Source organism: Stenotrophomonas sp. YJH_SMC_130 (assembly GCF_059369035.1).
In genome coordinates this window covers 247,503-265,940 of sequence record NZ_JCAFSH010000003.1, presented here as the reverse complement: position 1 = coordinate 265,940, position 18,438 = coordinate 247,503, and the positions used below count along the sequence as shown (strand labels likewise).

The window sequence follows — 18,438 nt, the reverse complement described above, 5'->3', positions numbered from 1 at the left end:
TCGGGCCACGCGTAGAATCGCGCCACCACTGCTGGGGGAGTGCTCGATGATCGCCATTGCCATTGCCTGGTTCCTGCTTGGCCTGCTGCTGCTGGCCCTGGGCGGGGACTCCATCGTCAAGGCCGTGTCCGGCCTGGCCCAGCGTTTCGGGGCCAGCCCGTTCACCGCCGGATTGCTGCTGCTCGGGGTGGCCACCTCGTTGCCGGAACTGGCGGTCAACGCACGCGCGCTGGCGGTGGGCCAGCCAGAGCTGGCGCTGGGCAATGCGGTCGGCAGCAGCATCGTCAATCTGGGCCTGACCCTGGCCGTGGCCGCCATCGCCGCGCCCCTGTTGCTGCGCGCGCGCCTGCAGGCGGTGCTGTGGTGGTCGCTGCTGGCGGCCGCCGTGCTGCTGATCCTGTTCGGCCTGGATGGTCACCTGGTGCGCTGGGAAGGCGGCGTGCTGGTGGCGGGCTTCATCGTCATGCAGGTGCTGCTGCTGCGCCGCGGCCGCGTCGAGAGCGCCGAGGTGCAGGCAGCCATCGCCGAATCCGCGCTGAGCCGCACCAGCCTTCCGTTGAACGTGCTGCGCGTGCTGATCGCCGCACTGACCCTGTACTGGGGCGCGCGCCTGGTGGTGGGTGCTGCGGCCGACTTCGGTGCCGCACTGGGCTGGACGCCGTTGCTGGTCGGCCTGTTGCCGGTGGCGATCGGCACCGCACTGCCCGAGGTGGCCACTGCCATTGCCGCCTCGCGTCGCGGGCATGGCGACATGGTGCTCGGCCACGTACTGGGTTCCAGCGTGGTCAACCTGCTGCTGGTGATCGGCGCGATGGCGGTGTTGCAGCCGTTGGCGTTGCCGGCCTCGTTCGTGCGCCTGGAACTGCCGGCGCTGTTGGCGTTCGCGCTGGTGCTGTACCCGATGCTGCGCGGCGACCTGAAGATCAGTCGTGGCGAAGGCGGGATCCTGCTGGTCGCGTTCGTAGGCTGGTTCGTGCTGGAGCTGCTGCTGGTCGGCGCACCGGCGCTGTAGAGCCGAGCCCATGCTCGGCCGCTGTTCGTGCCGACCAGCGGTCGGCACCTACCGGGCGTCACATTGCCGGCCAGCGGCCGGCACTACCGGTTCTGCGTGGTTTCTTCTTCCCGCACCGGTTCCGGCGGCGGCAGCTGCTCCTCGGCGGCCGGCTCGTTGCCCGGCAGGCTGGGGCGGGTTTCCATCAGCAGCGACAACGCCGCCTTGGCCATCATGTGCGCGCTGATCGGTGCGGTGATGAACAGGAACACGGTGATCAGCAGCTCGCGTGGCTGCGGGTCCTGGCCGAGGAAGATGTGGTAGCACACCGAGCACACCAGCACGCAGCCCACGCCCAGCGTGCTGGCCTTGGTCGGTGCGTGCAGGCGCTTGAAGAAGGTGGACAGCTTCACCAGGCCCAGTGCGCCGACCAGGATGAAGAAGCAGCCGAACAGCAGCAGGATCGACAGGCCGATCTGGATCGCGGTGATCATTCGACGATGTCCCGGCGCAGCACGAACTTGCTCAGCACCACGGTGCTGCCGAAGCCGAGCATGGCGATGATCAGCGCGGCCTCGAAGTAGATCGGCGAGTTGAGGTACATGCCGAACAGCATCAGCTCGGCGATCGCGGTCACCGACAGCGTGTCCAGCGCGAGGATGCGGTCGGGCACGGTCGGCCCGCGCAGCAGGCGCCAGGTGGCCAGCAGCATCGCCAGGCCGACCACGTGCATGCACACCACCAGGGTGGTCTGGATGACTTCAAAACCGGTCATGGGAAGATCTCCATCAACGGCGCCTCGTAGCGGCGCTTGATCGTATCGATCAGGTCCTGTGGGTCCTCCAGGTGCAGCACGTGCACCAGCAGGAACTTGCGGTCGTCGCTGAGCGCGGCCGAGACCGTGCCCGGGGTCAGCGTGATCATGCTGGTCAGCGCGGCGATGCCGTGGATGTTGGCGATGTCCAGCGGCAACCAGATGAAACCCGGGTGGATGTTCTTCTCCGGGCCCAGCACCTGCAGGGCAACGCGGATGTTGGACATCAGGATGTCCCACAGGGTCACGCACAGCAGTTTCGGCAACGGGCGCAGGGTGCCGATGCGGGCGAACTCGCGATCCAGGCGCGCGGCGAACAGCGGCACCACCACGCCCAGCACCAGCCCCAGCACGATCTGGCCGAGGGTGAAGCTGTCGGACATCAGCAGCCAGAATGCCACCACCATGATGCTGAGCATCGGCGACGGAATCAGGCGACGGAACAGGGAGCGCTGGGCGGTCATGGCTGGCGGATCTCCGGTGCAGTCGCACGCAGCTGCTGCACATACTCGCTGGGGTGCAGCAGCTGCGCGGCGGTGGCGTCGGTGTAGCGCATCAGCGGTGCTGCGGCCAGGGTCATGCCGATGCCGTAGGCCAGCAGGATGCAGGCCGCGTACAGCTCGACCCGGCGCAGCCGCGCCTTGCGTGGTACCGGCGCTTCCGGATCAACCGGCGGCACGCGCCAGAACAGGCGGATGCCCCCCCGGGTCAGGCCCATGATCACCAGCAGGCTGCTGACCAGAACGGCGGTCCAGACCGGGCCGGTGTACTGCGCCGGCATGCCGGCCAGCAGCGCAGCCTTGGCCAGGAAGCCGGACAGCGGCGGCAGGCCGGCCACCGACACCGCGCCGATCAGGAACAACACGGCGGGCGTTTCCTTGCCCGGCATCGGCGCGACCACTTCCTTGCGGTCGCTGGCGCTACCGCGACGGCGGCGGATCAGATCGGCGACCAGGAACAGCGCGGCAGCGACGAAGCTGCTGTGTGGCAGGTAGTACAGGCCAGCCGAGAGCACCTGGGGCGTGCCCACCGAGAAGGCGATGAACAGCGTGGCCGCCGACACGATCACCAGGTAGGAGATCAGTACGCGCAGGCGGGTCGCGGCCAGCGCGCCGAGGCCGCCCAGCACCAGCGTCGCGACGCCGGCCCACAGCAGCCAGTCGCGGCCATAGCCGGCCATCGCGCCGGCATCGTCGCCGAACCACAGCATCTGGATGCGCAGCACCGAGTACAGGCCGACCTTGGTCATGATCGCGAACAGCGCCGCCACCGCCGCCGGTGCGCGCGAATAGGCTTCCGGCAGCCACAGGTACAGCGGCATCAGCGCGGCCTTGGCGCAGAACACCAGCAGCAACAGGCCCATGGTCGCCTTCACCAGGGTCAGCTGTGCCGGCGGTACCTCGGCGATGCGCTGCGACAGCTCGGCCATGTTCAATGAGCCCAGCGAGGCATACAGCAGGCCCAGCGCGACCAGGAACAGGGTCGAGGCGGTGACGTTGAACACCACGTAGTGCAGGCCGATGCGCATGCGCAGGCCGCGGCCGCCACTGAGCAGCAGGCCGTAGGAGGCGATCAGCATCACCTCGAAGAACACGAACAGGTTGAAGATGTCGCCGGTCAGGAACGCGCCGTTGAGGCCGACCAGCTGGAACTGGAACAGCGCATGGAAGTGCGGCGCGCGGCGGTCCCAGCCCGAGCAGGCGTGCAGCAGGCAGGGAATGGCCAGCAGCAGGGTGGTCAGCAGCATCCACGCCGACAGCCGGTCGGCCACCAGCGCGATGCCCAGCCGCGACGGCCAGTCGCCCAGCAGGTAGACGTTGATTTCACCACTGGCCGTGGTGGCAAACAGCAGCCCGACCGCCAGCGCCAGCGCCGACAGCGCGGTCCAGGCCACCGCGCGCTGCACCCGGGGGCCATAGCGGCGGTGTTCGACGAACAGCGACAGTGCAGCACCCAGCAGCGGAATCAGGATCGGCAGGATCACCAGATGATTCATGCGCGGTCCTCGTCCTGGCGCGGCGGCACGCGCTCATCCTGCAGGTCGTCATCCGGTTCGTGGGCGTCCACGTGGTCGCTGTGGTTGTCGCTGCGGCTGCGCATGGCCAGCACGATGCTCACGGCTGTCATCGCGAAGGCGATCACGATCGCGGTCAGCACCAGCGCCTGTGGCAGCGGGTCGGTGTAGTTGCCCAGGTGGCTGTCCACGCCTTCCTGCAGCACCGGCGCCTTGCCCAGCACCACGCGGCCACCGGCAAAGATCAGCAGGTTGGTGGCGTAGGACAGGAAGGTCATGCCGAGGATCACATCGAAGCTGCGCGCACGCAGCAGCAGGTAGATGCCGATGGCGGTCAGCACGCCGATCGCGGTAGCCAGGGCCAGTTCCATCAGTGCATCTCCCCGGTGCGTGCCGAGCGGCGTTGCAGGTCGATCTCACCCTTGCGGGCAGTGCGGGTACGCGACGGCTTGATCGTGCCCATCATCGACAGCATCAGCATGGCGCCGCCGAACACCACCAGATAGACGCCGATGTCAAAACCGATCGCGCTGGCCAGCGGCACGTCGCCGATCAGCGGCAGGTGCAGGTCGAGATGACCGCTGGTCAGGAACGGCACGCCGAACAGCATCGACGCGCTGCCGCTGAGCAGGGCGATCAGCAGGCCCATGCCGATGCAGCGGATATAGTCGAAGCCGAAGCGCGACTCCACCGATGCAGTGCCCTGGATCACGTACTGGATCAGCAGCGGCACTGCCAATACCAGGCCGGCGATGAAGCCGCCACCCGGTGCGTTGTGCCCGCGCAGGAACAGGAAGATCGACACGGTCAGGGTCAGCGGGAACATGATCTGCGCCAGGTCGGCCGGCACCGGCAGCTTGATCGGCGGGCCGGGCATGATCTGCTCCGGCGCCATCCGCGTACGCCGCAGCAGCGCATGCACCACCAGCGCGGCGATGCCGAACACGGTGATCTCGCCGAAGGTATCGAAGCCGCGGAAGTCGACCAGGATCACGTTGACCACGTTCTGGCCGTAGGCCTCGGGCAACGCGCGGGCGAGCAGCTCGCCAGCCATGGTGTTCGGCGGCAGGGTCATCGCCGAATAGGCCAGCGCGCCAAGCCCGGCACCGGCGATGATCGCGATCACCGCGTCGCGGCGCTTGCGCCAGCGCGGCCGCTCCGGGCCGGACTGCGCAGGCAGGTAGTTCATGCCCAGCAGCATCAGCACCAGCGTCACCATCTCCACCAGCAGCTGGGTGAGGGCCAGGTCGGGCGCGGACAGGAACACGAAGGTCAGCGCCACCATCAGGCCGACGCCGCCGACCAGCAGCACCGCCAGCAGGCGCTGCTTGTAGATGCGCAGGGTGGCGACCGCGCAGGCCATCATCACCAGCCACAGGGCCCAGCCCAGCAGCGGAATCGGCTGCGGCGCGGTCCAGTTCGGCGAGGCAGGGTTGGCCACGAACGGCGCAGCGGCAACCACGATCGCCACCAGCACCAGGCCCAGCAGCATGCGCTGCAGGCTGCCATTGGCGATGCCGCTGGTCAGGCGCATGGCCAGCGCGGACACGGCGTCCAGCTGGGCGTGGAACACGTTGCGGCCCGTGCTGACATTGGTCACGGCATGCAGGTTGATCAGCCTGCGCAGGCCGAAGTACAGCGCCACGCCACCGACCACGCCGATCGCGCTCATCGCCAGCGGCAGGTTGAAGCCGTGCCACACCGCCAGGCTGTATTCGGGCATGGCGGTGCCGAGGATCGAGGCGGCAGCGGCGTGCAGCACCGGCGCGACGGTCAGTGCGGGTGCCACGCCCACCGCCACACAGATCACCACCAGCAGCTCCACCGGCACCTTCATCCAGCGCGGCGGCTCGTGGGGCACGCGGTCCAGGTCGTGCGGGCCAGTGCCGAAGAAGGTGTCGTGCACGAAGCGCAGGCTGTACGCCACGCCGAACACGCCTGCCAGCAACGCAGCGATCGACACCGCCGTGCGCATCGCGCCCGGGCCGCCACCGGCGGTCAGTGCCTCGGCGAACAGCATTTCCTTGGACAGGAAGCCGTTGAGCAGCGGGATGCCGGCCATCGCCAGCGAGGCGATGATCGCCAGCGCACTGGTGAACGGCATCAGCCTGCGCAGCCCCCCCAGCTTGCGCATGTCGCGGGTGCCGGTTTCGTGGTCGATGATGCCGGCGGCCATGAACAGCGAAGCCTTGAAGGTGGCGTGGTTGAGGATGTGGAACACGCCGGCGACCACCGCCATCGGCGTGGACAGGCCGAACAGCAGGGTGATCAGGCCCAGGTGGGAAATGGTCGAGTACGCCAGCAGGCCTTTCAGGTCGTGCTGGAAGATCGCGTTCCAGGCACCGATCAGCAGGGTCAGCGCGCCGATGCCGCTGACCGTATAGAAGAACAGGTCGCTGCCGGCCAGCGCCGGATGCAGCCGCGCCAGCAGGAACACGCCGGCCTTCACCATGGTGGCCGAGTGCAGGTAGGCCGAGACCGGGGTCGGCGCTGCCATCGCGTGCGGCAGCCAGAAGTGGAACGGGAACTGCGCGCTCTTGGTGAAGATGCCGGCCAGCACCAGGAACAGGGCGTACGGGTACAGCGTGCTGGCGCGGATCTGCTCGCCGGCGGCCAGCACCACATCCAGGTCGAAGCTGCCGACGATGCGGCCGATCAGCAGCACGCCACCGAGCAGGGCCAGGCCGCCGCCGCCGGTGATCACCAGCGCCATGCGCGCGCCTTCGCGTGCGTCCTGGCGGTGCGACCAGAAGCCGATCAGCAGGAACGAGCTGATGCTGGTCATTTCCCAGAAGATCATCAGCAACAGCAGGTTGCCCGACAGCACCATCCCCAGCATCGCGCCCATGAACAGCAGCAGGTAGCAGTAGAAGCGGTGCGCGTTGTCCTGCTGGCTGAGGTAGTAGCGCGCATACAGCACCACCAGGGCGCCGATGCCCAGCACCAGCCCGGCGAACATCCAGGCCAGCCCGTCCAGGCGCAGGGTGAAGTCCAGGCCGATCTGTGGAAGCCAGGGGACCAGGGTGCGGACCACCTGGCCATCGAGCACCGCCGGGGTCAGCCAGCCGAGGATGGCCAGCCCGCCCAACGGCGCCAGCGCCGCCAGCCAGGCAGCAGTCGAGCGCGAACTACGGGGGAAGGCCGCAACAGCCGCTGCCATCAGGAACGGCAGGGCCAGCAGCAGGGGCAGGCTGGAGAGCATGCAGGGAATCCATGATTCACGAGCAGGTCAGGGAGAATAACAGGCTGCGAAATGTCGCCGAAACCCATCAAACAGCGATCAATTGCATGTAACGTTCGCTGATTCATTTTTTCCGCGCCGCAACATCACGTTCCTGCGGTCCCTTCCGGTTGCCCTCGGGGGACACCCTACGCTCACGCAGGGAGACCGCAGGCCCTGTCGCACAGGGGCTGCCGTCAATGGACGGAAGGCGGGGAGCGAGTCACCGGCGCAGGCTGGCAGGGCCGCCGTGGAGTGTGGGTGATGGAATTCGCCCGTTCAGGAAACGACGGCCGCTGTCGACCGCCGGCGATCAGTAGCGCCAGTCGAGCTTGCGATAGAACTTGGCCATCACCCAGGCCGGGCCGATCAGCAGGTAGGTCAGGTCGGTCAGGAAGCTGGGCTTGCGACCCTCGAACGTGTGGCCGATGAACTGCGCGATCCAGGCCACCACGAACACGCCCACCGCCAGCCAGCGCAGCGCCTGCAGGCCGATCTCGGCCTCCAGCAGGCGGCACAGGCAGCCGAATACGAAGAACTGGACGAGCATGCCGATGCCCAGCGGGCGCGACAGCTTGTTGTAGAAGCACCAGGCGCTGAACATCGCGAACGCCGACCAGATGCCGTACTGGAACCAGGTGATCAGCGGCGGCAGGCACCACAGCAGGGCCACCACCGACCACAGGATCGCCGGCACCGCCACCACGTGGATGCGCTGGTTGATCACGTTGCGGTGGTCGTCGGAGTAGCTGGCGAAATAGCGGTCGATCGGCCGCGCAAGCTCGGTGGATGTCTGCATGCTGCGTCGCTTCCTCGGACAACGGTAGTGCCGGCCGCTGGCCGGCAAACCAGAGCATAGCCGAGTTCGCGAGGTTGCCGGCCAGCGGCCGGCACTACCAGGATCAGGCCATGCCTCGCTGCAGGTTCACCGAAGCGCCGGCCAGCGGCCGGCACTACCGAACGCGCCCCCCGCCTTTCCGGCCAGGGGCGCAGGCGGATCAGTCGACGCTGATCCCGGCCAGGCGCTGCAGCGCCTCGGCGTACTTGGCGCGGGTGCGCTCGATGATGTCGGCCGGGATGTTCGGACCCGGGGCGGTCTTGCCCCAGTCCAGCGTCTCCAGGTAATCGCGCACGAACTGCTTGTCGTAGCTCGGCGGGCTGGTGCCCACTTCGTACTCGTCGGCCGGCCAGTAACGCGAGGAATCCGGCGTCAGCATCTCGTCCATGATGTACAGCCGGCCATCGGCGTCGGTACCGAACTCGAACTTGGTGTCGGCCAGGAGGATGCCGCGCTCGCGGGCGTAATCGGCGGCGAACTTGTAGATGCGCAGGGTGGCGTCGCGCACCCGCTCGGCCAGTTCCGCACCGACCTGCTTCACCATCGCGTCGAAATCGATGTTCTCGTCATGGTCGCCGACTGCGGCCTTGGTCGAGGGTGTGAAGATCGGCTCGGGCAGCTGTTCGGCCTGGCGCAGGCCGTCGGGCAGGTCGATGCCGCTGACCTTGCCGGTGCGCTGGTAATCCTTCCAGCCGCTGCCGATCAGGTAGCCGCGGGCGATCGCTTCCACCGGCACCGGCTTCAGCTTGCGGGTGACCACCGCGCGCTTGGCGTACAGCGCCGGATCCACGCCTTCGGGCAGCACGCTGGCCACGTCGATGCCGGTCAGGTGGTTGGGCATCAGGTGCGCGGTCTTGGCGAACCAGAAGTTGGAGACCTGGCAGAGCATCTCGCCCTTGCCCGGGATCGGGTCGGGCAGGACCACGTCGAACGCCGACAGGCGATCGGTGGCCACCATCAGCAGGTAGTCGCCCGGCGGGGTCCCTGCAGGCAGCCGCTCGCGCGGGATATCGAACACATCACGCACCTTGCCGCGATGGCGCAAGGGCAGGCCGGGGAGATCGGATTGCAACAGCGTGGTTGGCACGGGCACTCCTGGGGCGTTGTCGATACGGCTGCTGCCCAACGGACCCGGCGGGCCCGCTGACCAGCGGGCGGCCTAGTGTAAAGCCGTCCGGGCCCGCTGTGACGTAAAATGAGCGTCCATTTCGTCGGTCGACCCCGGAGCGCCATGCGCTGGTACGGAAAACTGCTCGGATTCATCGCCGGCGCCCTGCTGTTCCGGCCCAATCCGCTGTTCGGCGCGGTGGTCGGCCTGCTGATTGGCCACGCCTTCGACAGCGACTGGTTCCGCCTGAACAAGGAAAACCCGTACCGGGAGCTGGGGCTGACCTCCGAGGCCACCGACGCCGAGATCGAGCGCGCCTACCGCAAGCTGATCTCGCAGTACCACCCCGACAAGCTTGGCGGCGCCGCCCCCGAGCTGCAGCAGCAGGCCGAGCAGAAGTCGCGGCGGATCAATGCCGCCTACGACCGCATCAAGACCCTGCGCAAGCGCTGACCCACTTTCCCCTCGTTGCAAGGCCCGGCCATGTCCCACTGCCTCATCGCCCCCTCCATCCTGTCCGCCAACTTCGCCCGCCTCGGCGAGGAAGTCGACAATGTCCTCGCTGCCGGTGCGGACTGGGTCCACTTCGACGTGATGGACAACCACTACGTGCCGAACCTGACCATCGGCCCGATGGTCTGCCAGGCCTTGCGCAAGCACGGCGTCACCGCGCCGATCGACGTGCACCTGATGGTTGAGCCGGTGGACCGCATCATCCCGGACTTCGCCGAAGCCGGTGCCACCTACATCAGCTTCCACCCGGAGGCCAGTCGCCACGTGCACCGCACCATCCAGCTGATCCGCTCGCTGGGCTGCAAGCCGGGCATTGTGCTCAATCCGGCCACCCCGGTGGACATCCTCGACTGGGTGCTGGATGACCTGGACCTGGTGCTGCTGATGTCGGTCAACCCGGGTTTCGGTGGCCAGGCCTTCATCCCCTCGGCGCTGGACAAGCTGCGCGTGGTGCGCCAGAAGATCGATGCCAGCGGCAAGGACATCCGCCTGGAGATCGACGGTGGCGTGAAGGCCGACAACATCGGTGAGATCGCTGCCGCCGGCGCCGACACCTTCGTGGCCGGCTCGGCCATCTTCAACGCCAGGACCAGCTACCAGGACGTGATCGCGCAGATGCGCGCCAACGTCGCTGCGGCACGGGGCTGAGCCATGGGTACGGTGGCCGTGTTGAACATTCGTCCGGCCACCGCGGCCGATGCTGGCCTGATCCTGCATTTCATCCGCGAGCTGGCGATCTACGAGAAGGCCGAGCATTCGGTGCAGACCGATGAGATCGGCATCGCCGAGAGCCTGTTCGGCGCCGACGCGACCGCACGCGCGTTGATCTGCGAAGCCGACGGTGAGGCCATCGGCTATGCGGTGTACTTCTACAACTACTCCACCTGGCTGGGCCGCAAGGGCATCTACCTGGAAGACCTGTACGTCAGCCAGGAAAAGCGCGGTGCCGGTGCCGGCAAAGCGTTGCTGAAGTACATCGCACGCCAGGCCGTGGCCGAAGGCTGCGGCCGTTTCGAATGGTCGGTGCTGGACTGGAACACTCCGGCCATCGAGTTCTACACCGCCGCCGGTGCCAAGCCGCAGGACGAGTGGACCGTGTACCGGCTGCAGGGGCAGGCGCTGCACGATTTCGCCAACGGTTGACGTGAAATGCATCCACGCATGGCGTGGATCTACTGCCGGCAAAAAAAAGGCCACGCCAATCATTGGCGTGGCCTCGCTGCATGCGTGGGAGGCTGATCCTGCCTCCATCCGTCGTCCCTGCTATGGCCTTCCATTCTCCAGCAGCTGAATGACATCTGCGTGACATTCACCGCGGGCAAACAGCGCATTGCTAGCCTGTGCCACCGCATCCCTGGAAGCTCTGCATGACCACCCCGCGCTGGCGCCTGATCCTCAACGGCAAATCCGCCGGCAACGATGAGTTGCGCGACGCCGTCGGCCATTGGCGCGGACAGGGCGTGCAGCTGGAAGTGCGGGTGACCTGGGAGGACGGTGACGCCGAGCGCTATGTCGCCGAGGCGATCGATCATGGCGTGGATGTGATCGTGGCGGCCGGTGGCGATGGCACGCTCAGCGCGGTGGCCGAGACGTTGGCCCATCGTGAGGAACCGGCAGAAGTGCTGCCTTCGCTGGCGTTGATTCCGATGGGGACCGCCAACGACTTCGCCACGTCGGCAGGCATTCCCACCGAGCCCGCCGATGCCCTCGCGCTGATCGGCCAGGTGCCGGCACGGCCCATCGACCTGTTGCGCGTGGATGCCGATGGCACGCCCTGGTGGTGCGCCAACCTCGCCAGTGGTGGCTTCGGCACGCAGGTGACGGTGGAGACCGATGCCGGCTTGAAGAAGATGCTCGGTGGGCTGGCCTACGTGATCACCGGCATCGCCAAGCTGGGCCGCATCGAGCCGATCGCCGCGCGGCTGTCCGGCCCGGACTTCGCCTGGGAAGGTGACTTCATCGCGCTCGGCATCGGCAATGGCCGGCAGGCCGGCGGTGGCCAGCAGCTGTGCCCGCAGGCACTGATCGATGATGGGCTGCTGGATGTGACCGTGCTTCCGGAACTGGAAGGGGAGGTCACCGCCACCCTTGGCCAGATGCTGAAGGCGGGCACCCAGGCCGCACTGGAACAACTCGCCACGCGCGCGCGGTTGCCGTGGCTGCAGATGGAGTCCGAGCGTCCGTTGACGCTCAACCTGGACGGCGAACCGGTGCAGGCCCGTCACTTCCGCGTCGAGTGCGTGCCGGGCAGGGTGCGGATGCACCTGCCGGTCGGTTGCCCGTTGCTGGACGGGCAGGGGTAGAGTCATCGGTCCCCGTGGCCGCTGCGGGCGTCCCGTGGTTCAGTCTCCTGGGGTTCCCCTGCCGCGCAAGCTGCGATACAGTCGAGGGGTGTCCAGCCTGACGACCCCGCATACTCTTTCTTCCGCACGCCGTTGGTGGCGATGGTGGCCCGTTGCCGTCGTCCGCCCCCATAACGCTGTGTCCCGGAAGGAAAGTCGTCTTGAACTCGCACGCTCAGTTTCAGCAGCAGGCCGCTGAAGGCCACACCCACATTCCCGTCGTCCGCGAAGTGCTGTCCGACCTGGACACGCCGCTCTCGGTCTATCTGAAGCTCGCCGACGGCCCCAATACCTACCTGTTTGAATCCGTCGAAGGCGGCGAGCGCTTCGGTCGTTACTCGATCATCGGCCTGCCGGCGCGCCGCGTGTATGCCTTCCACGGCCACACGCTGACCGTGCGCGAAGACGGCCAGGTGGTGGACACCCGCGAGGTAGCCGATCCCTTCGCCGAAGTCGAGGCGCTGCGCAGCGCCCACTCGGTGCCCAAGCTGGACGGCCTGCCGGGCTTCACCGGCGGCCTGGTCGGCTGGTTCGGCTTCGAATGCATCGGCTACATCGAGCCGCGCCTGGCCCCGCCGGCTGGCCGTGATGAGCTGGGCACGCCGGACATCCTGCTGCTGGACTCCAACGAGCTGGCGGTATTCGACAATCTCAAGGGCCGGCTGTACCTGATCGTGCACGCCGACCCGCGTATCGACGGTGCCTTCGAACAGGCGCAGGCGCGCCTGGACGCACTGACTGCGAAGCTGCGTGCGCCGGGTGCCGGCTATCCGGCGCCGCTCAACAGCGACGTGCTGGACGAATCGGATTTCGTCTCCGGCTTCACCCGCGAAGGCTTCGTCGATGCGGTCCAGCGCAGCAAGGAATACATCCGCGCCGGTGACATCTTCCAGGTAGTGCTCAGCCAGCGCCTGAGCGTGCCGTTCAAGGCGCGCCCGGTGGATGTGTACCGCGCGCTGCGCGCGTTGAATCCCTCGCCGTACATGTATTTCCTCGATGTCGGCGACCTGCAGGTGGTCGGTTCCTCGCCGGAGATCCTGGTACGCCTTCAGGATGGCGAAGTCACCGTGCGCCCGATCGCCGGCACCCGCCCGCGTGGCGCCACGCCCGAGCTGGACCTGGCACTGGAAGCTGAGCTGCTGGCCGATCCGAAGGAACGTGCCGAGCACCTGATGCTGATCGACCTCGGCCGCAACGATGCCGGGCGCGTCTCCAGGGCCGGTACCGTGGAAGTGGGCGAGCAGTTCGTGATCGAACGCTACAGCCATGTCATGCACATCGTCAGCGAAGTGACCGGCCAACTGCAGCCGGGCCTGAGCTATGCCGACGTGCTGCGCGCTACCTTCCCGGCCGGCACCGTCAGCGGCGCGCCAAAGATCCGCGCGCTGGAAGTGATCCGCGAACTGGAACCGATCAAGCGCAATGTCTATGCCGGCAGCATCGGCTACATCGGCTGGCACGGCGATGCCGATACCGCGATCGCGATCCGCACTGCGGTCATCAAGGATGGCCGCCTGTACGTGCAGGCCGGCGCCGGCATCGTCTACGACTCGGACCCGGACAAGGAATGGGACGAGACGATGAACAAGGGCCGTGCGCTGTTCCGCGCCGTCGCCCAGGCCGCCAAGGGCCTGTGACGCTCCCCGTGCCGTGGCTTGCGCCGCGGCATCTTCCGCTGTTCCCATTGAAGACAAGGAGTACCGCATGAAGCTGCTGAGCGCATTGCTGTGGTCGTCGCTGCTGGCCACGATGGCCCCGTCTGCGTGGGCGCAGGCCAACACCATCCCCTCGCAGCCGCACCTGCTGGTGAAGGGGCAGGGTACCCGCACGGTGATGCCCGACCGCTTCGGCCTGCAGTTGAACATCGAAGAAACCGACATGGATGCCGACGCCGCGCGCCGCCGCGTGCAGGACAACGTGGCCCGCGTGCTGGCACTGTTCAAGCAGCACAAGGCGGTGGAGGGCAGCGTGCGCGCGGACAACCTGCGGATCGGCCCGGCGACGCGCTATGAGCAGAACCGGCAGGTCTTCATCGGTACCCGCGTATCGCGCCAGCTGCGTGCGAGCTTCGCCAGCGTGAAGGCGATGCAGGATGTGCTGGGTGCGTTGAAGGCCGACGAGAACGTACAGGTCAGCAGCCTGGCGCCAACCTATTCGGGTGAAGTGGCGCTGCGCCGCGAACTCAAGGGTGAGGCGGCGGCCCAGACCCGCGAGTCCGCGCAGGGCCTGGCCAAGGCCTACGGCACCCGGCTGCGCGGCCTGTACAGCATTTCCGACGTAGCGCCGAACTTTGCTTATGGCATCCAGGCCGGCAGTTGGCCGAGCAGTGGGGATCTGGTGACGCCGCCTTCGCCGCCCGCGCCCGAGGCACCGATGAACAGCATCGAGACCACGGGCTCCCGCCTGCCCGAGTCGGTCGAAGCCGGCCCCATCACCTACACCGAAAACGTGTACGCCATTTTCCTGATAAGCGACGGAACCTGACCATGTTGTGGATGATCGACAACTACGACAGCTTCACCTACAACCTCGTGCAGTACCTGCAGACGCTGGGCGCCGAGGTGAAGGTGGTGCGCAACGATGCGATGAGCGTGGACGAGATCGCCGCGCAGAAGCCCGAGCGCATTGTCATTTCGCCCGGCCCGTGCACGCCCAACGAAGCGGGCGTGTCGCTGGAGCTGATCCAGCGGCTGGGCCCGACCACGCCGATCCTCGGCGTGTGCCTGGGCCATCAGGGCATCGGCCAGGTCTACGGCGGCACCGTGATCCGCGCCGGCAACATCATGCATGGCAAGACCTCGCCGATCCGCCATGAAGGCAAGGGCGTGTTCGCCGGCCTGCCGGACCGCTACCAGGCTACCCGCTACCACTCGCTGGTGGTGGACAAGAACAGTCTGCCGGACTGCCTGGAAGTGACCGCCTGGACCGAGAACGAGGACGGCTCGATCGAAGAGATCATGGGCCTGCGCCACCGCCAGTTCCCGGTGGAAGGCGTGCAGTTCCACCCCGAATCCATCCTCACCGAACACGGTCACGCCCTGCTGCGCAATTTCCTGCAGCGCCCGGCGGCCTGATCCAAGGAGCATTCCCATGAGCTTCTCCCCCCAGGAAGCCCTGCAACGCACCATCGAGCACCGCGAGATCTTCTTCGACGAGATGGTCGACCTGATGCGGCAGATCATGCGCGGCGACGTATCGCCGATGATGACCGCCGCCATCCTCACCGGCCTGCGGGTGAAGAAGGAAACCATCGACGAGATCGCCGCAGCCGCCACGGTCATGCGCGAATTCGCGCTGGCGGTGCCGGTGGCCGACAGCACCCACCTGGTCGACATCGTCGGCACCGGTGGCGATGGCTCGCACACCTTCAACATCTCCACCTGCGCGATGTTCGTTGCGGCTGCGGCCGGTGCGCGCGTGGCCAAGCATGGCAACCGCAGCGTGTCGTCCAAGTCCGGCAGCGCCGATGCGGTCGAGGCGCTGGGCGCGGCCATCGAGCTGCAGCCAGCGCAGGTGGCCGCTGCCATCGAGCAGACCGGCATCGGCTTCATGTTCGCGCCGATCCATCATCCGTCGATGAAGGTCGTCGCGCCGGTCCGGCGCGAGATGGGGGTGCGCACCATCTTCAACATTCTCGGTCCGCTGACCAACCCCGCCAGCGCGCCGTCGGTGCTGATGGGCGTGTTCCATCCTGATCTGGTGGGTATCCAGGCGCGCGTGCTGCGCGAGCTGGGAACCGAGCGCGCCATGGTGGTCTGGGGCCGCGACAACATGGATGAGATCTCGCTGGGCGCCGGCACCCTGGTGGGCGAGCTGCGCGACGGCAAGGTGCGCGAGTACGAGATCCACCCGGAGGACTTCGGCATCGCCATGTCGGCCAGCCGCAACCTGCGCGTGGACAGCCCGGAGCAGTCCATCCAGATGCTGCGCGCGGTGCTGGACAACGAGCCCGGCCCGGCGCTGGACATCGTCGCGCTCAATGCCGGCGCCGCGCTGTACGTGGCCGGCGTGGCCAGCGACATCGGTGATGGCCTGGCCCGCGCCCGTGCTGCCATCGCCAATGGCAGCGCCCGCCAGCGCCTGCAGCAGTATGTGGAGACCACCCGCGCGCTGGTTGCCTGAGCGCGCGGTTCAGCCTGACCTCGTCGATGGCCGATAATGGCCGTCCTCAGCGCCCCCGCACCGAATCGAAGACGATGAGCGACATCCTGCAGACGATCCTGGCCCGCAAGGCCGAAGAAGTGGCCCAGCGCCGCGCCCAGCGCCCGCTCGAGGCGCTGCAGGCCGCCGTGGCCAGCGCCCCGCCGGTACGTGGCTTCGTACGCGCGTTGCAGGCGGCCGTGGCCAACGGCGACCCGGCGGTGATTGCCGAGGTGAAGAAGGCCAGCCCGTCCAAGGGCGTCATCCGCCCCGATTTCCGGCCGGCCGATATCGCGGTCAGCTACGAGTTCGGTGGTGCCAGCTGCCTGTCGGTGTTGACCGACGTGGACTTCTTCCAGGGCGCCGATACCTACCTGCAGCAGGCCCGTGAAGCCTGCACGCTGCCGGTGCTGCGCAAGGACTTCGTGATCGACGCCTATCAAGTGTACGAGGCGCGCGTGCTGGGCGCCGACTGCATCCTGCTGATCGTCGCCGCGCTGGACGACACCCAGCTGGCCACGCTGTCCGAACTGGCGCTGTCGCTGGGCATGGACGTGCTGGTGGAAGTGCACGACATCGACGAACTGGAGCGCGCACTGCAGGTGCCGGCGCCGATGATCGGCATCAACAACCGCAACCTGCGCACCTTCGAGGTGTCGCTGCAGACCACGCTGGACATGCAGCAGGCGGTGCCGCGTGACCGCCTGCTGGTCACCGAGAGCGGCATTCTCGGCCCGCAGGACGTGGCGCTGATGCGCGATGCAGGCATCCATGCCTTCCTGGTCGGAGAGGCCTTCATGCGCGTGGAAGAGCCGGGCGAGGGCCTGCGTCAGCTATTCTTCGCAACATGACAACGCACTATCCGACGCCGCGCGAGGATGCGCCGCTGGTGGTCTTCGACTTCGACCACACCCTCTACGACGGCGATTCGGGTACCCACCTGTTCGCCTCGCTGATCAAGCGCAACCCGTTGCGCATGCTGGCGGCGCTGCTGGTCACGCCGATTGCCGGGCCGATGGTGGCGATGCTGCCGACCCGTCGCGCGGGCATCTCGGTCTATGTGTGGATCGGCAGCTTCGGCCTGCACCGTGCGCGCGACTTCAACAAGGTGATCGACGCCTACGTGCTGCGCAACCAGGCGCAGATGCGCGCCAAGCTGCTGCCGCAGGCGCTGGAGGTGTTCGCCGCGCACCGCGCCAAGGGCGATCGCGTGGTGGTTGCCACCGGCGCGCCGCCGGAGCTGGCCCGCGCGATCCTGGCCTTCGTGGCTCATCAGGATGTGCCGGTGATCGGCACCGAGGTCGGCCCGCGGCTGGGCGGTGTTGGCCCGACCCGGCACTGCCACAACGAAGAGAAGATGCGCATGCTGCGCGAACGCGGCTATGGCGACATCGATATCGCCTACTCCGACAGCACCGCCGACCTTCCGCTGCTGCTGGCGGCCAAGGCGCCGGTGGTGGTGAACCCGAAGCCGGGGCGGGTGGCGTTCTTCCGCCGCGTGCTGCCGGCCGGCACCCGCATCCTCAACTGGGGATGCGTGGATCGCGGCGGCGACAAGGCCTGACCCGCACCTGTTGTAGAGCCGAGCCATGCTCGGCTGCTCTTCGTTGCGGGATCCGTGCGTCCTCAGCCGAGCATGGCTCGGCTCTACAGGGGATGCTTCAGCGGTAGAGGTGCCCGTACACCGCATGCCCGATCTGGAACAGGCTGATCCCCAGCACCAGCACGCCGACGGCCACCAGCACCCAGCGCTCCTTCACCCGCTTGACCAGGATCGCCGCCACCGGCGCGGCCATCATGCCGCCGATCAGCAGGCCGGCGACGATCTGCAGATGCTGCACGCCCATCGACAACAGGAAGGTCGCTGACACCGTCAACGTGACCACAAACTCGGCTGCGTTGACTGTTCCGATGGTGGTGCGCGCCTGGCCGCCGCGGGCGAGCAGGGTGGACGTCGCGATCGGCCCCCAGCCACCGCCGCCGCTGGCGTCGAGCAGGCCGGCGAAGAAGCCCAGCACCGGCACCCGGCGTATCTCGCCCTTGGGCATCCAGCGCCCAGCGGCGCGGGCCAGGATGAGGATCGCCAGCACCAGCAGGTACAGGTAGATCAGTGGCCGGATGATCTCGCCCGGGACCTGCGTGAGCACGTACGCGCCCACGGCACCGCCCACTGCGCCGGGCAGGGCCAGGCGCAGGAACAGGCGTTTATCGACATTTCCGGCTGCGAGGTGCGACACCCCCGAGGCGCCCGTGGTGAACACTTCCGCGGTGTGGATGCTGGCGCTGACCTGTGCCGGGGGCAGGCCCATGCTCAGCATCACCGACGAGGACACCAGGCCGAACGCCATGCCCAATGCACCGTCCACCAGCTGTGCGCCGAGGCCGATGAGGATGAACCACCAGAATTCGCTGCTCAGCTCCATGTACCGAGCCTAGCCCAGCGGGCCGCGCAGGGGCC

At 67.5% G+C, this 18,438-nt stretch carries 20 protein-coding genes; 11 read left to right on the top strand and 9 right to left on the bottom strand.

Features of this window, described 5'->3' with window-relative positions:
• Window positions 1-46: 46 nt before the first annotated feature.
• A complete protein-coding gene (locus AC5P5V_RS07605; RefSeq protein WP_061480227.1) occupies window positions 47-1,012 on the top strand; it encodes a sodium:calcium antiporter in 966 nt (321 codons plus the stop codon).
• 83 nt (window positions 1,013-1,095) lie between these two features.
• On the opposite strand, the gene AC5P5V_RS07600 is transcribed toward AC5P5V_RS07605, so the two are convergent.
• From AC5P5V_RS07600 to AC5P5V_RS07565, 8 genes are all read right to left on the bottom strand, one after another.
• The gene (locus AC5P5V_RS07600) at window positions 1,096-1,485 is read right to left on the bottom strand and encodes a Na+/H+ antiporter subunit G (protein ID WP_049401677.1); all 390 of its coding nucleotides are present in this window, start codon (window positions 1,483-1,485) and stop codon (window positions 1,096-1,098) included.
• On the bottom strand, window positions 1,482-1,766 hold the full coding sequence (locus tag AC5P5V_RS07595; protein ID WP_005411334.1) for a K+/H+ antiporter subunit F: 285 nt from the start codon (window positions 1,764-1,766) through the stop codon (window positions 1,482-1,484). The genes AC5P5V_RS07600 and AC5P5V_RS07595 overlap by 4 nt, the downstream gene beginning before the upstream one ends.
• Window positions 1,763-2,269 carry a Na+/H+ antiporter subunit E gene (locus tag AC5P5V_RS07590; RefSeq protein ID WP_061480225.1) on the bottom strand — a complete coding sequence of 169 codons (507 nt, stop codon included), beginning with the start codon at window positions 2,267-2,269 and terminating at the stop codon, window positions 1,763-1,765. Before AC5P5V_RS07590 ends, AC5P5V_RS07595 begins: the two co-directional genes overlap by 4 nt.
• Complete coding sequence (locus AC5P5V_RS07585; RefSeq protein WP_134968156.1) at window positions 2,266-3,801, bottom strand: monovalent cation/H+ antiporter subunit D; 1,536 nt, start codon at window positions 3,799-3,801, stop codon at window positions 2,266-2,268. The genes AC5P5V_RS07590 and AC5P5V_RS07585 overlap by 4 nt, the downstream gene beginning before the upstream one ends.
• Window positions 3,798-4,190: a Na+/H+ antiporter subunit C gene (locus AC5P5V_RS07580; RefSeq protein ID WP_010482669.1), complete on the bottom strand. Its 393-nt coding sequence runs from the start codon at window positions 4,188-4,190 to the stop codon at window positions 3,798-3,800. Before AC5P5V_RS07580 ends, AC5P5V_RS07585 begins: the two co-directional genes overlap by 4 nt.
• A complete protein-coding gene (locus tag AC5P5V_RS07575) occupies window positions 4,190-7,021 on the bottom strand; it encodes a monovalent cation/H+ antiporter subunit A (RefSeq protein ID WP_154351528.1) in 2,832 nt (943 codons plus the stop codon). Before AC5P5V_RS07575 ends, AC5P5V_RS07580 begins: the two co-directional genes overlap by 1 nt.
• Window positions 7,022-7,352: 331 nt before the next feature.
• A complete protein-coding gene (locus tag AC5P5V_RS07570; RefSeq protein WP_061478206.1) occupies window positions 7,353-7,838 on the bottom strand; it encodes an Mpo1 family 2-hydroxy fatty acid dioxygenase in 486 nt (161 codons plus the stop codon).
• A 199-nt stretch (window positions 7,839-8,037) separates the two neighbouring features.
• A complete protein-coding gene (locus AC5P5V_RS07565; protein WP_061478205.1) occupies window positions 8,038-8,964 on the bottom strand; it encodes a phosphoribosylaminoimidazolesuccinocarboxamide synthase in 927 nt (308 codons plus the stop codon).
• Window positions 8,965-9,108: 144 nt separating this feature from the next.
• Here AC5P5V_RS07565 and AC5P5V_RS07560 point away from each other — a divergent pair, with 144 nt between their 5' ends.
• The 10 genes from AC5P5V_RS07560 to AC5P5V_RS07515 all read left to right on the top strand — a co-directional run bounded on the left by AC5P5V_RS07560 (window position 9,109) and on the right by AC5P5V_RS07515 (window position 17,544).
• Window positions 9,109-9,438 carry a J domain-containing protein gene (locus tag AC5P5V_RS07560; RefSeq protein WP_008265098.1) on the top strand — a complete coding sequence of 110 codons (330 nt, stop codon included), beginning with the start codon at window positions 9,109-9,111 and terminating at the stop codon, window positions 9,436-9,438.
• A 30-nt stretch (window positions 9,439-9,468) separates the two neighbouring features.
• Window positions 9,469-10,146, top strand: a complete 678-nt coding sequence (gene rpe / locus AC5P5V_RS07555; RefSeq protein WP_134968154.1) for a ribulose-phosphate 3-epimerase — start codon at window positions 9,469-9,471, stop codon at window positions 10,144-10,146.
• Window positions 10,147-10,158: 12 nt separating this feature from the next.
• A complete protein-coding gene (locus AC5P5V_RS07550; protein ID WP_132863895.1) occupies window positions 10,159-10,641 on the top strand; it encodes a GNAT family N-acetyltransferase in 483 nt (160 codons plus the stop codon).
• Window positions 10,642-10,865: 224 nt separating this feature from the next.
• Entirely contained in the window at window positions 10,866-11,801 is a 936-nt protein-coding gene (gene yegS / locus AC5P5V_RS07545) for a lipid kinase YegS (RefSeq protein WP_134968153.1), read from the top strand.
• Window positions 11,802-12,001: 200 nt separating this feature from the next.
• Complete coding sequence (gene trpE / locus AC5P5V_RS07540) at window positions 12,002-13,477, top strand: anthranilate synthase component I (protein WP_134968152.1); 1,476 nt, start codon at window positions 12,002-12,004, stop codon at window positions 13,475-13,477.
• Between the two features lie 67 nt (window positions 13,478-13,544).
• Window positions 13,545-14,324: an SIMPL domain-containing protein gene (locus tag AC5P5V_RS07535; RefSeq protein WP_134968151.1), complete on the top strand. Its 780-nt coding sequence runs from the start codon at window positions 13,545-13,547 to the stop codon at window positions 14,322-14,324.
• Between the two features lie 2 nt (window positions 14,325-14,326).
• Window positions 14,327-14,914, top strand: coding sequence for an anthranilate synthase component II (locus tag AC5P5V_RS07530; protein WP_005419831.1), 588 nt, complete (start codon window positions 14,327-14,329; stop codon window positions 14,912-14,914).
• A 16-nt stretch (window positions 14,915-14,930) separates the two neighbouring features.
• A complete protein-coding gene (gene trpD / locus AC5P5V_RS07525) occupies window positions 14,931-15,962 on the top strand; it encodes an anthranilate phosphoribosyltransferase (RefSeq protein WP_049443905.1) in 1,032 nt (343 codons plus the stop codon).
• A 74-nt stretch (window positions 15,963-16,036) separates the two neighbouring features.
• Entirely contained in the window at window positions 16,037-16,831 is a 795-nt protein-coding gene (gene trpC / locus AC5P5V_RS07520) for an indole-3-glycerol phosphate synthase TrpC (RefSeq protein ID WP_061478198.1), read from the top strand.
• Complete coding sequence (locus tag AC5P5V_RS07515) at window positions 16,828-17,544, top strand: haloacid dehalogenase-like hydrolase (protein ID WP_005419826.1); 717 nt, start codon at window positions 16,828-16,830, stop codon at window positions 17,542-17,544. The genes trpC and AC5P5V_RS07515 overlap by 4 nt, the downstream gene beginning before the upstream one ends.
• Before the next feature lie 97 nt (window positions 17,545-17,641).
• Here AC5P5V_RS07515 and AC5P5V_RS07510 read toward each other — a convergent pair whose 3' ends face one another.
• Entirely contained in the window at window positions 17,642-18,403 is a 762-nt protein-coding gene (locus tag AC5P5V_RS07510; RefSeq protein ID WP_061478197.1) for a sulfite exporter TauE/SafE family protein, read from the bottom strand.
• Between the last annotated feature and the right edge of the window lie 35 nt (window positions 18,404-18,438).